Consider the following 14,225-nt stretch of genomic DNA (forward strand, 5'->3'; position numbering starts at 1 on the left):
ACTCCTGGGCGAGGAATATTTCCTAGCTCATTAACTAAATTTTTGGAGAAATCCTTGCATATCTCAAGAATTTTTACGAAATTTGCATACAAGTTGTGCATAGCGTGAAATATATAACTTTATAATTGGACACTACAAAGTTACTAAAAATCAACGAGATGCACAACTTTTTCTCCATAAAAATATACTAATTTTCAGGCGGTTTTTTAATTCCGCCAACAGGTTTACTAATTTTAAATCTTAAAGTTTATGAAGAATTATTTACGCTATGCATTTATCGCCGTATTGGCATTTATCGCCAACATGGCATTCGGTCAGGCTTACAAAACGTTGACATTCCCTGACGACAACAAAGCCGACAACAAAGTAGGAGGTTACGACAAGACATGGACAGCAAAAATCGGTACAGACACCTGGTCTATTGTTAACTTCAACAACAACAATTGGAACAACAATTGGAAATGGATAAAATGCGGTGGAAAGAAAGCTGCATTAGTAGGAACCATCACTACGGATTTTGCTATTGACGAAGCGATATCTTCTGTTGTAGTAGACATAGACAATATCGTAGCTGATCACGTAAACTCTATCAAACTCGAAGTTACATCAGACAAAGAAGGAAAAACTGTTCTCGAGACAGTCAACCTCGAAAAGATTGCCGCAGGAGACGCAGTCTTTACAATAAAGACTCCTAAAGAGAACTGCTACTACAAATTGGCAATTGATTGCAAAAAACATGCCTCAAAAAATGGTTTAGTAAGCGTAAAAAAGGTAGAATATTACAAGAAAGGAACTAATCCTGACATTGTAGATATCTCTAACACACCAGAAACAGCTTATACTGTTGCAAAGGCAAAGGAACTGATTGATGCAGGAAAAGGTTTATCTACTGAGGTTTACGTAAAGGGTATTATCACAAGTGTCGGAACACTCAACACCCAATTCAATAGCTTATCATACAAAATTTCAGATAATGGTGAAGCAACCAACGAACTGGAAGTTTACAGCGGAAAATATTTTGGCGGAGAAGGTTTCACATCTGCAGACCAACTCAAGGCTGGTGATGTTGTTATCATAAAGGGCAAGTTGAAGAAATTCAATAATAAATACGAGCTTGACATGAACAATCAGCTCTACTCTCTGAATGGCCAGACTACAAACATTAAAGACATTACAACCGAGGCAACAGACGCTAATGCTCCTGCTTACAACCTCGCTGGTCAGAAGGTAGGTAAGGAATACAAGGGTGTCGTTATTAAGGCTGGCAAGAAGTTTATCCAGAAGTAAAAGTAAACAAAATAATCTGATAGGATACAATTCCATTTATCAGATTCCCTAACATCAAATCCCAGTTTCACGTTGTAACAGACGAGAAACTGGGATTTTTTATTCTCTACATTCAATCACTACCATTCACACTTCATCATAACGCATCACTCTCTCATCTTTAAAACTGATAATCCTATGTAAACTAATTTTTCCATAAACTGCATTTTTTATTGAAGCCGAATTTTTCTTCCCTGCCCAAGGAAAATTTATTGCGTGGGCAAGGAGAAATTATTGCTTGCCCACGCAAAAATGAAAGTGGGGTAAGGGTTGGAAAAACAGAACCGCTTGAAGAAAACTCATTTTGTCATAAAAATATATAAAAGGAAAGAAAAACTACACTTATTACATATTTTATGCTTAACTTTGTCAAAATATTAGTTTCAAAACAAATTATCAGAAAAAAATCCCCTGCCAGCATATTGCCAACAGGGGGTAATTAAACTATATCCTTAAACCTATGATTAACCTTTTTACGCTTTCAAAAGGAAATTATTTATTAATGAACTTTTTACCATTCTTGATAACAATACCCTTAGCATCATTTGCAACTTTCTGACCTAAGAGATTTAATGTTGCGCCATTCTTAGAAGACTTTGGAGCTTGGATATCAGAAATGCCAGTAGTGCCAGCAGCCACGAATTCAAAACCATAGAAATTGATACTACCTATTGGATAAGTGATAGACACATCACCCGCTTTTACTGCAACAGAGACAGCAGGATAAACTTTCTTAGCTACCTCTTCTCCATCAACCATCATGTTAACAGAAACAGCCTCTGACTCTAAGAGTATCTTATTAGCCAATTCTGCATCATTCTGTGTCAATATAACATTACGGTTTGTAGCAGAAGAAGATCCTGTACGAGCATATACTTTAAGAGTACCATCTGAAGGCAAAGTAAGAGTCAAATTATTGTTAGATGAAGACTTTCCACCAGATTTCAATCTTTTATCAAACTTCTGATAAGAATCATCAGTACCAAAATAAGCAGAATTTTTATCTACAGAAAGTTTGCTGGCTGTATCAACAATAGACAAGACCAAACCATTTGCAGAAAAAGTGGCTGGCACAGAACCGCTTGCATAATCTGTATCGAACGACAAAGTCTGAGCGTTCATACTTGCTGCCATAGCGACAGCGGCAATAAGAGTAAAGAATTTCTTCATAATCGTTATGTTTTAAGTTTTTAATTTGTAAGTTGTTTGAAAAATTATATTATTAGCATATTTTCGTTTGCAAAAGTAACACATTATCTGATAAAATAGAACAGAAAAGTAGAGAAATCTCACGCAAACGATTACGTGCGTTTCATCAATATCTTACATACATATTACAGATATTTGTTGTATTTTTGCCACGGAAATCTACTTGAGCAAACAAGTAAGTCCATCATACTTGAAACAAACAAGTAAAACTATACAAGTATAAATATAAAACATTATAAATTTAAACCTAAAAGTAACAAACAATGAAAAGAAATCTACTGAGATTCGGACTGTTTAGTCTGTTACTTGTCTTTGCATGCATAGCAAAAGCACAAGATGTTACGGCGATTTGGGACTTTCAGAATAATTTGCCTGAAGGTATCAATACCGCGACTAATATTCAAAGTGCAACTGGTGAGGTAAAATCAACAGTTGACGGTATCTCTATGCACGTCGATGCATCTACAGGCAAACTAAAGGGAAGAACAAGCGATGCCCAGTTTAATACAAGTACAAAACTTCAGATTCCAGTGAAGTCTGCCAAAGATGTAGTTACTGTGACAAGTTATCCCAACTATCACAATTATACAATAGGTGGTATTGCAGCGACAGCAGATATCACAGACCACAAAGCCTCTTCTGCAGAAGTAGCTCAAGGCTATGTTGAAGTAATAGCAACAGCCAACTGTTACCTCTATCAAATAAAGGTAGTACAAGCAAGTGCTATTCAAGAAAAGACACTCTACTCTACCGACTTCACTAATTGGGAGAATGTAGATGGCAAAACAGCCAACAACACTGCGGTAAACCTCAAGACACTCTACAGTAAAGAGGCATTTACCATGACACTTAATGGCGTTGAGATTAACCCAAAAGGAACAAACACAAAGTTTCCTGATCGAACTGGTTATATGAAGACCCTAAAATACACGGGGGAGTATAGCACAGCCGAACCAAGCGCAGTAACCTCTGCTTTGGCCAATATCACAAAAATCACCCTGCATCAGGCTGCAACAGGTAGCAAACGTGGCATTAAAGTATCAGTAAAGGGCGATGGAGATGCAGATTGGGTACCAATTCACAACCAAAGCATCGTAACTACCAAAGGAGAGGACTTGTCTCTTGATGTAAATCGCACCAACTGCCAAATCAAGTTCGAGAGCTTTACATTGAACCAGAATGCATTCGTTACCGACCTTGCTATCTATGGTAATGTCGATATGAGCAAAACCCCTATGCTCGGAAGCTTCAGCCTCAACGGAGAAAAATATCAAGCAGTAGATATCTTCAACGAGGATGCTACAGGCAAGCAATTGGCAACTATTCTTGTCTCAAAGAAGGCGAATCTCATTTCAGAGACCAACCCTCTGACAGAAATCACAGCAAACAACGGAACCATCAAGAGTACAACCTATACTACTACCGGAGAGGGCAACAATCAGGAAACAGTCGTTTCAATCGTGGTAGAAGCTAATGGTGATGAAGCAATATACGAGTTGACTGTAGGCTTCAAGCCAGACTTCACCCTCACCTATTATGATATAGACGAAACAACAGCTATCGGCACCCAAAAGGTTGAGCAGGATGCTACAATCGCTTCTTTCGATAAAGAGGCAGAAGGAAAGGTGACCGTAACTGACGGAAAGAAATTCCGCGGCTGGGCAACATCTGTAAAGCAGGATGAAAAGAAATATACGACATCATCAGTGATTACATCAGATACAAAACTCTATGCAGTCGTTACCGACATCGAAACAGCCAACACAACAGCTCGCTACGACTTCAATCTTCAGAAGGAAGGTTTCTGTGCAGACGACCATGAAGCATTCTGTGTAGAAGGCAATGGTAAATGGCACGATAAAACACATGGCTGGACTTTTGCTGCTGGTGACAAGATTAAAATCTTGATGGGTGGCAAGGGTTACCTCAAATTGGATCTCTGCCAATATTCAACCACAGGCGAAATCACATTGACAGACCCTAAAGGTAATAAGATTGCAAGTGTAGAGGCTAAGGCAAACAAGGATGGTATCAGCACAATCCTGCAGAACAGCTCTACAGAAAGTGGCGAGTACACACTTACATTCGCCGTTAATGCTTACCTCCACAGCCTTAGCATTGTGAACATGACAGAACCAGCCTATGCTCAAGATGGTAACTGGTACACAGTAAAGGCAGGCAATGCAAAGAGTTTCAGCACAACATTGGAAATCGTCAATGCAGCTAACGCAGCAACAGACGCTCCACGTTCATACATTTTCTTACCAGACGGAACATACGATTTGGGAGACAAGTGCCTCACTCAGATTAGCGGTAACAACATCTCTATCATCGGTGAGAGCATGGACAAGACCATCATCGTCAACAAGCCTGCTATCGAGAACGAGGGCATCGGTACCACCGCTACCCTTCTCAACACAAGCAACAACCTCTATATGCAGGACGTCACCCTACAGAATGCACTGGAATACTACAAGAGCGGTTCAGCCGGTCGTGCTGTCTGCCTCCAGGATCGTGGTACCCAGACCATCTGCAAGAATGTGAAGATGCTCTCTTACCAGGATACCTACTATAGCAATGAGCCAAACGGCAAGGGCCAGTTCTACTTTGAGGATTCAGAGATTCACGGCACCGTGGACTACGTTTGTGGTGGCGGCGATGTATATTTCAACCGTGTACTCTTCGTAAACGAGAGTCGCAAGGAAGGCGAAAAGAACGGTGAGGATGTGATTGCAGCTCCTAACAGCAAGAGTGAATGGGGATACATCTTCAAAGATTGTACCATTGAAAACAAAGCTGCAAACTTCAGTCTTGGTCGTTCATGGAACAATATCACCCGTCTTACCTGGCTCAACACAACCGTGAACCAAAAGGATGAGATTCTGAACGATGACAAGAAGTACGCTTACTTCACCATCAACGCGATGGGCGATGCGATGGCAGACAAGTTCCGCCTCGACGTATTGAAGGACGCAGAAGGTAACGTATTCTCTCCTGCAGAGAAGAAAGTAATCTTCAAGAACTCTGGTGCTACTCAGCAGAAGGCAGAAGAGAACATTATCCTGACTGCTGAAGAAGCAGCAACATACACCCTCGATGCGGTATTCGGCGGCTGGAAACCAGAAGCTAAAGCAGCTCAGGCAACTGCCACAGTCACAACATTAAAGGACGACAAACTTTCATGGACTGGTGATGCAAAGATGTATCTCGTAGCAAAAGATGGAAAATTCTACACGCTGACAACAGAGAATTCATTGACTGTAAATGACAACAAAGCATCCTTCACGGTTCGTGCTGCAAATGATATGGGTGGCTTCGGTACAGCAAACGGTACTGTTAGTACAGGAATCAATAGCACCATGGCAACGGAAGCAACCGCCATCAAGACAGCAATCTTTGCAGCTGACGGCACTCAACTCTCTAACCTCCAAAAAGGCATCAATATCATTGTAAAGACCTTCAAGGATGGAAGCAAGAAGACAAGCAAGGTGATTGTCAAGTAAGCGGTACTGAAACAGTTATTGAAATATATTAGACCATAAGCATCCTCAATAAGAGGAAACCGAATAAAAATCGGCGTACTCTTGTTGGGGATTTATGTTTTTTATCAAATGTAATTCTATATATTTCTTTTAATTTCGCAAACGTTTACGTCATTTTTTTCTGAAAAAAGCATGATTATTAGAATTATTTTTCATAAATTTGCATACGAAACGAAGCAATCTAATTGTAATTTTAGTTTTTGCCTAGTCTACAAAATCATAAAAAAGAAAACTATTAAATATTAATCTAACCAAAAGTGTATGTCTGGTAATTTTAAAAAACTTAGATTTGCGCTCTTTGCAGCTACATTGACTATGTCAGCCAATGGCTTTGCGCAAACAGTGATCAAAGGTAATGTCACCGACAATACTGGTGAGCCTATCATCGGTGCTTCTGTCATCGAAGACGGCTCTGCTAGCAACGGCGGTGTTACTGACATCGATGGTAACTTCACCATCACGCTGAAAGGCAACAGTAAAAAATTGAAGGTTTCTTACGTAGGTATGAAACCACAAGTTGTTAACGTATCTGGCAAATCCGTTGTAAACATCAAACTTGAGGACGATGCTACAACATTGAATGACGTCGTGGTTATCGGTTACGGATCTGTTAAGAAAAAGGATTTGACTGGTTCTGTAGCTACAGTAAATAACAAAGCTCTTGAGGCTGTACCTGTAGCCAATGCTACAGAAGCTCTTCAAGGTAAAATGGCAGGTGTGCAGATTACAGCAACAGAAGGTTCTCCTGATGCAGAAATGAAGATTCGAGTACGTGGTGGTGGTTCTATCACTGGCGATAATACTCCTCTCTACATTGTAGATGGTTTCCCTGTAGAAAGTATCAGCGATATCCCTGCTTCTGAAATCGAAGATATTACAGTTTTGAAGGATGCTTCTTCAACAGCTATCTATGGTTCCCGCGGTGCAAATGGTGTAATCCTCGTTACTACTAAGAGTGGTAAAGAGGGCAAGGTAAACGTATCTTACAATGCTTACTATTCTTGGAAGAAAATGGCTAAGACCTTAAATACTCTTTCAGGTAGTGATTACGTAAAATGGCAGCGTGAATATGCACTCTTGCGTGACAATGAAGATAAATATACCAACCTCTTCGGTAATTGGGAAGATCGTGACCTTTATGAAAATGCAGCTGAGAATGACTGGCAAGATCAGGTATTCGGCCGTGTAGGTAACACATTCAACCACAACCTTTCTATTACTGGTGGTTCCGAAAAGACAAAATTCAATTTCGGTTATGCACACGTAAATGATAAGGCTATCATGCTCGGTTCTTCTTATCGCCGTGACAACTTGAGTTTGAAATTAAATCACAAGGTAAACAAGAAGGTTTCTGTAGATTTCTCTATGCGTTATTCTAATACACTTGTCAATGGTGCAGGTGCTAATGAGAGCAAGACCGAGGTTTCAACAGCAGACTCTCGTATGAAGAACGTTATGATTTACCCTATGTTCAACTTTGCTGACTTGAGTGACGGATACGATCCAGATCTTCAGTTGACAAACCCTATTACTTCTGTATATGATACAGATAGAAAGCAGAGCCGCCAGAACTTCAACATGAATGGTAGCTTCACATGGGAAATCATCAAGAACTTGAAGTTCAAGAGTGAATTCGGTTTGGACTGGTACTACAATACTGACAAGAAATACTATGGTACATCAACCTACAATGCACGTACTAATAGTGTTGACACAAAGGGTACCCACCCTATGGCTTACTTCATCGACACTCAGCGTAAGACAGTCCGCAATACCAATACATTGAACTATGACTTTAAGAATCTTATCAAGAATAAAGATCATAGTCTGAACATTCTCTTGGGTGAAGAAACTATCAATAAAAAGAGTAACGTCAACGAGGATAGATTGAATTTATTCCCAACTACATTTACTGCCGCTCAGGCTTGGGCAATGTCTTCACAGGGTACGCCATATTTTGTAAACAAGTACAATAATGCAGATGACAACCTCTTGTCATTCTTCGGTCGTGCTAACTATAACTTTATGGATAAGTACCTTTTGAGTGCAACATTCCGTGCCGATGGTTCTTCTAAATTCTCTGAAGGAAATCGTTGGGGATACTTCCCATCAGCAGCTGTTGCTTGGCGTATTTCATCTGAGCCATTCATGAAGAAGACAAATGACTGGCTTGATGACTTGAAACTCCGTTTCTCTTATGGTACTGCTGGTAACAACAACATTCCTGCTGACCAGACATCACCTATCTGGAGTTCAAGCAACTCTACATGGTTGAACCAGTTTAATTCTTTTTGGACAAGCGGTCTTGCATCTGGTCAGTCTGGTACATTTGCTTCAAATCCTGACTTGACTTGGGAGACTACGATTACCCGCAATATCGGTCTTGACTTTACACTCTTCAAGAGTAAGTTGACTGGTAGCATTGAAGCATATTGGAATACAACCAAAGACTTGCTGATTGCTTTCCCTGTATCTGGTTCTGGTTATGACTACCAGTATCGCAATTTAGGCGAAACAGAGAACAAGGGTTTAGAAATCTCTCTTACATGGAACGCCATTAACAAGAAAGATTATGCATTGAGCATCAGTGGAAATATCGGTTTCAACAAGAACAAGGTGAAGACCTTAGGTTCTTTGGATCAATACAAAGCTTCTTCAAACTGGGCTTCTACCCAGATTCAGGACGACTACATTGTTAAACCTGGTCGTGCTGTAGGTGAAATCTATGGTTATAAGGTTGCAGGCCGTTATGAAGTAAGTGACTTTGAGGGCTATGACGAAGTTAAGAAAAAATGGATTCTCAAAGAAGGTGTATCTGATGACAGCAAGGTAATCGGTGCAAGCTACCTTCGTCCAGGTGCATTGAAACTCCAAAACATAAACGAAGGTGATGGTGAAAACCAAGATTATCGTGTAGATGACAATGATCGCGTTAAGATTGGTGATACTAATCCTGTTGCAACTGGTGGTTTCAATATCTCAGGTCGTCTCTACGGTTTCGACTTGAATGCTAACTTCACTTATAGCATCGGCAATGATGTTTACAATGCAAACAAGATTGAATACACTTCAGCTTCACAATATTACTATCGTAACATGTTGGATATAATGGCTGATGGCAAGCGTTGGACCAACCTCAATGCAGACGGTACTCTCTGCAATGATCCTGAGCAGTTAGCTGCTATGAATGCAAACACAACAATGTGGTCTCCATATACCAATTATGTATTGACAGACTGGGCTATTGAAGATGGTTCATTCCTCCGCCTTGCAACAATCACATTGGGTTATACCTTGCCACAGACTTTAACAAAGCGTGTAGGTATCAACAGTTTGCGTTTCTACGCAACAGCATACAATGTATTCTGCATTACAGGTTACTCTGGATTTGATCCAGAAGTATCTTCTCGTAACAAGACCGCTCTGACACCAGGTGTAGATTATTCTGCATATCCTAAGAGCCGTCAGTTTGTTATTGGTTTCAACTTGAATTTCTAATAAGACACTACAATGAAACATATCATAGTTAAAACTTTTGCCGCTGTATTGATGGCAGGCGGTCTAACTTCATGTAGCGATTTTCTGAATCAAAGTTCAGATTCTTCCTTGGATGGAAAGAATATTTTCAGCACTTATGAGTATGCTGAAGGAACTATCGCTAATATCTACCAAGAATTCGGTGAGCAGAATTATCGTGCTCGTTCTGTATGGTATGGCTATAATACCGATGTTGAATTCTATGGTAACTCAAATAAGGCTGATGGTAAAGCTGATTTGGCAACATACAATGCACAAACTGCTAACGACCAGATGAATACAGCAACAGGTACTGACCTTTGGGCTAAAATGTATGCAGCTATCGAGCGTGCAAATCTTGCCATCAAAGGTTTAAGAGAACATGCAGATTTGTCTGATGCAAAAAACAAGCAGCTTTTAGGTGAGGCTCTTACTCTCCGTGCTCTCCAGTATGTAGATTTGATTAACATGTGGGGTGATGTTCCTGCTCGTTTTGAGCCTGTAAATTCTGAAAACATGTACGCAGAACGTTCTGATCGTGACATTATCTACAAGCAGATTATAGCTGACTTGCAAGAAGCTCAGGACTTATGCGCATGGCCTAACGAATTGGAGGCTACTCAAACCGTTGAACGTGTTAATAAGGCTTTTGTTAAAGGTCTCTTAGCAAGAGTTTGTATGCAGGCTGCAGGTTATGCACAACGCATGGATGGTGAAAACCGTTTAAGCACAGACCCAGAATTGAGTAAGGAAGTACTTTATCCTATTGCCCTCCAAGCTTGTAAGGATGTAATGGGTGTTGAAGGACAGTATGTTGCCTTGAAGTCTAACTTTGAAGATATCTGGAACAACAATGGTATCTCTGGTGACATCATCGCAGCTGGTAGTGAATCTTTGTTTGAGATTGGTTACAGCAACGCTCCTGCTCGTGGCCGTATGATGTACACATTCGGTATCAAGCATAACTCAGAAGATGAAATGACAACCATGAAGCAAGGTAGCCAAGTGGGTCCTGTTCCTACTCTTTATTTTGAGTATGACAAGAACGACACCCGTCGTGATGTTACCTGCTGTCCTTTCCAATGGAATAAAGGTAAACAAGAGTTGCAGTCATTCAAGAGTTGGAGCTTTGGTAAACTCCGCTATGAGTGGACCAACCGTTTGATCCCAGCTGGTAATGATGATGGTATCAACAGACTCTATATGCGTTATGCTGATGTTGTTCTGATGCGTGCTGAATTGGAAAATGAGTTGAATGGTCCTGCCGCTGCAGCTCCTTATCTCGAAAAAATTCACAAGCGTGCCTTGGGTGGTGACGTCAGCTCATATATCAATCAAGTTTCTGCAAGTAAAGAATCCATGTTTAATGCTATCGTAAAAGAGCGTGGTCTTGAGTTTGCTGGTGAATTTATCCGCAAGGCTGACTTGATTCGCTGGGGACTTTTGAAGACCAAGATGGACGAAGCTAAGGCAAAGATGAACGCAATTGTCAACTTGGCGGATTACGATGCAGAACATCCATATAGCCAATTATCAGGTCATGTTTACTACAAGCGTGTACCATATAGCTGGTCACGTGGAGATGTATCTTACACAACTGCTAATGCCAAATTGGTTATCTATGGTTTGAACTATGGTGAAACTGAATTGGATCCAGAAGGTTACACAGAGTATGCTGACAGTAAGGGTGATGCTGCTACATGGATTAAGGCTACTTCGCTTGATGATGTCAAGGATTATCTTTACGTACAGGATCCTGACAAGCGTCAGTACTGGCCTATCTTCAATGTCAACCTCAATGACAATGCAAGTCTTAAAAATTACTCTTGGTATTAATAACTTCAAGACTATAAAAAAATGAAAAAGAATATTTTCTATATAAGTGCCCTTGCCGCAGCCTTGTGCTTCGGCACCACGGCATTTACTTCATGCAGCGATCCTGATGATATCCAGGACTTAGTACTTGACAGAGTACTTTCCCCTACAGGTATCACTGCTCGTATTACCAACAACACTGATATTGTTGTTGACTGGAATGAAATGACAGGTGCTACAGCGTATGAAATTGAAGCCTATGCAGACAACAATGATTACGACAACAACGAACCAGCTGTAAAGACAACAACTACAAGCAACACATGTACACTGACTTCATTAATCGGTGAAACTGATTACTACATTCGTGTAAGAGCTCTCGATGAAAATAATGAAAACCGCAATTCTAAGTGGGTTGAAATTATGAAGACAACTAATCCTGAGCAAAACATGAACAAGGTAAAGTCTGGCGATATCCAAAGCAAGGCTGTTAAGTTGACATGGTTAGCTGGTCTTCAGGTTGATAAGATTATCTGCACTCCATCAAGTGCTGGTTCTACCGCAGAAAAAGTTACCTATACTCTGACAGCTGATGATATTGCAGCTGGTTCTGCTCTGGTATCTGGTCTTGACCCAGAAACTACTTATAAGGTAACTTTGAAGTTGGGTGAAAAGACTCGTGGTTATGCTACATTTACAACTAACATCGATTTCAGTGATGCTACAGTAATCACTCCATCTGATGATTGGGTAAGTGCTATTCAGAATGCTGCTCCAGGTAGCAAGATTGCATTGGCTCCTGGTACTTACGAATTGTCAGGTACTAATCTGGTCATTTCAAACAGTGTAAAGATTGGTGCTCAGAATTCAGCAAGCTTACCAATATTGAATGCAAACATCCACTTGACCAATGAGGCATCACTTATGCTCTATCAGGTTATCTTGGATGGTACAGGTAATTCAAACTCTGCTATCGAGTTTAAGGGTGCAGGCAGCTACAGCGAGTTGACCCTCAAGGGTTGTGAAATCCGCAACTTCGAAAACAAGAGTTTTATCTACAACAATGTTGCTGCTGTTATTGACAATATCACAATTGACAACTGTCTCATTCACCACATGGATACAAACAATGGACAGGATTTCATCGATAGCCGTAAGGGCGGTTGGAACAGCTTGAACGTAACAAATTCTACTTTCTATGAGTGTGCTCCAAAACGTCAGATCTTCCGTGGCGACGATGCATCTTCTTCTGTTAATGCAAAGATGGAAACTTACGTTGATAAGTGTACATTCTATAATGTTGGTAATGGTGGTTCAAACCACATGTTCTTCTACATTCGTTTCAAGGGTAATACAAATACCTTTACAAACAACGTAGTTGCCAACTTTATCAACAAACGTGGATTTAGCAATACATCTGCATTGGGAACTCCAACATATAGCAACAACTATTATTATAATTGCTTGAATATGCTTGAACAAGATCCAAACAATACAGAAACAGGCTTGACTGCATTCGACAAGGAAGGTAAAGTTCTGGATGCAAATCCATTCAAGGACCCAAGCAATGGTGATTTCACAATCACAGATGAAATCTTGCAAACATACCAGTTTGGTGATCCAAGATGGTATTAAGCAAAAATCAAGATGAGTTATTGTATCGTTTGACCAGACCATACAAAGTGAGATAATTAAAGACTATACCTCTGGAGTATATTTCCTATGGGTATAGTCTTTTTTTTGTTTTTGAACAAAACTATATTCAGCGAACATCTTAAAAATACTCATCTTTATATTTTTTGAAACTTTTCTTGGAAGTCACGAAAGAAAAGCGTATCTTTGCAGCGAAGTATTAAGCAAATAAGAAATGACAATGAGCGGAGAAAACTATATAAGATTCGACTGGGCGATGAAACGTCTGCTGCGCAACAAGGCAAACTATGTTGTGCTTGAAGGTTTCTTATCTTCATTACTTGGAAAGAAATTTAAGATTCACCGCTTTCTGGAAAGCGAAAGCAACCAAGAAGACGAATACGATAAATATAACCGAGCCGATATTCTGGCAGAAAGCGAAGATGGGCAATTATGCATCATTGAAGTACAAAATAGCCGTGAAGTAACCTATTACCACCGTATACGCTATGGTGCATCTAAGGCAATAACAGAGTATATTGGTTTTGTCAAACCATACGAAGCTGTCAGCAAGGTATATTCTATCTATATTGTGTATTTTAAACTGGGACAAGGCAAAGATTATGTTTACCATGGCAAAACCGAGTTCATCGGTGAGCACGAACCACATGATACTCTTAAGCTCTCCATCCGACAGAATGAGAAATTCTTTGGCATCAAGGATAAAGATTTAAAACTAAGGAAGGGGGCGGGAGACTTATTCCCAGAATACTACATACTACGAGTCAATGATTTTGACAAGGTAGCAACTACTCCACTTGATGAATGGATTGAATTTCTAAAAACAGGTTCTATCAGTTCAAAAGCCACTGCAGCAGGATTACCAGAGACACGCGAACGCCTGCGTGTAGATTCACTCTCTCAAAAAGACAAACAAGCCTATTTCCGTCATTTAGAAGCGGTTAGACACATGAAGAGTCTCTTTGACACCAGCCATGACGAGGGTTATCAAGATGGACTAACAGAAGGAAGAATTGAAGGAAGAGCTGAAAGAAGAGCAGAAGGAGAAAAAGAAAAGACCAAAGAAATCGCCCTCAAACTTCTTGCTTTAAATACACCAATAGACATCATTTCCCAATCTACAGGATTATCTATAGAGGAAATCAAAAAGTTAAATTCATAAAC

General features: G+C 40.1%; 7 protein-coding genes and 1 pseudogene. 6 read left to right on the forward strand and 2 right to left on the reverse strand.

Annotated elements, in window-relative coordinates; all coding sequences use genetic code 11:
- Nucleotides 1-178: pseudogene (locus tag EXN75_RS18250) on the reverse strand (IS982 family transposase); the annotation flags it as partial.
- A gap of 71 nt (nt 179-249) precedes the next feature.
- On the opposite strand from EXN75_RS18250, the gene EXN75_RS10135 reads away from it, so the two are divergent.
- On the forward strand, nt 250-1,287 hold the full coding sequence (locus EXN75_RS10135; protein WP_134843714.1) for a single stranded DNA-binding domain-containing protein: 1,038 nt from the start codon (nt 250-252) through the stop codon (nt 1,285-1,287).
- A gap of 531 nt (nt 1,288-1,818) precedes the next feature.
- Here EXN75_RS10135 and EXN75_RS10140 read toward each other — a convergent pair.
- Nucleotides 1,819-2,496 carry a hypothetical protein gene (locus EXN75_RS10140; protein ID WP_134843715.1) on the reverse strand — a complete coding sequence of 226 codons (678 nt, stop codon included), beginning with the start codon at nt 2,494-2,496 and terminating at the stop codon, nt 1,819-1,821.
- Between the two features lie 302 nt (nt 2,497-2,798).
- On the opposite strand from EXN75_RS10140, the gene EXN75_RS10145 reads away from it, so the two are divergent.
- The 5 genes from EXN75_RS10145 (at nt 2,799) to EXN75_RS10165 (ending at nt 14,223) form a co-directional block, all read left to right on the forward strand.
- On the forward strand, nt 2,799-6,038 hold the full coding sequence (locus EXN75_RS10145) for a pectinesterase family protein (RefSeq protein ID WP_134843716.1): 3,240 nt from the start codon (nt 2,799-2,801) through the stop codon (nt 6,036-6,038).
- Nucleotides 6,039-6,338: 300 nt separating this feature from the next.
- A complete protein-coding gene (locus EXN75_RS10150) occupies nt 6,339-9,575 on the forward strand; it encodes a SusC/RagA family TonB-linked outer membrane protein (RefSeq protein ID WP_134843717.1) in 3,237 nt (1,078 codons plus the stop codon).
- Between the two features lie 12 nt (nt 9,576-9,587).
- On the forward strand, nt 9,588-11,429 hold the full coding sequence (locus EXN75_RS10155; protein ID WP_134843718.1) for a RagB/SusD family nutrient uptake outer membrane protein: 1,842 nt from the start codon (nt 9,588-9,590) through the stop codon (nt 11,427-11,429).
- A 21-nt stretch (nt 11,430-11,450) separates the two neighbouring features.
- Nucleotides 11,451-13,043: a DUF4957 domain-containing protein gene (locus EXN75_RS10160; RefSeq protein ID WP_134843719.1), complete on the forward strand. Its 1,593-nt coding sequence runs from the start codon at nt 11,451-11,453 to the stop codon at nt 13,041-13,043.
- 238 nt (nt 13,044-13,281) lie between these two features.
- Nucleotides 13,282-14,223, forward strand: a complete 942-nt coding sequence (locus tag EXN75_RS10165) for an Rpn family recombination-promoting nuclease/putative transposase (protein ID WP_134843720.1) — start codon at nt 13,282-13,284, stop codon at nt 14,221-14,223.
- Nucleotides 14,224-14,225: the final 2 nt, after the last annotated feature.

The sequence above is a fragment of the Segatella hominis genome, from assembly GCF_004535825.1.
In the GTDB taxonomy this organism is placed as follows: domain Bacteria; phylum Bacteroidota; class Bacteroidia; order Bacteroidales; family Bacteroidaceae; genus Prevotella; species Prevotella hominis.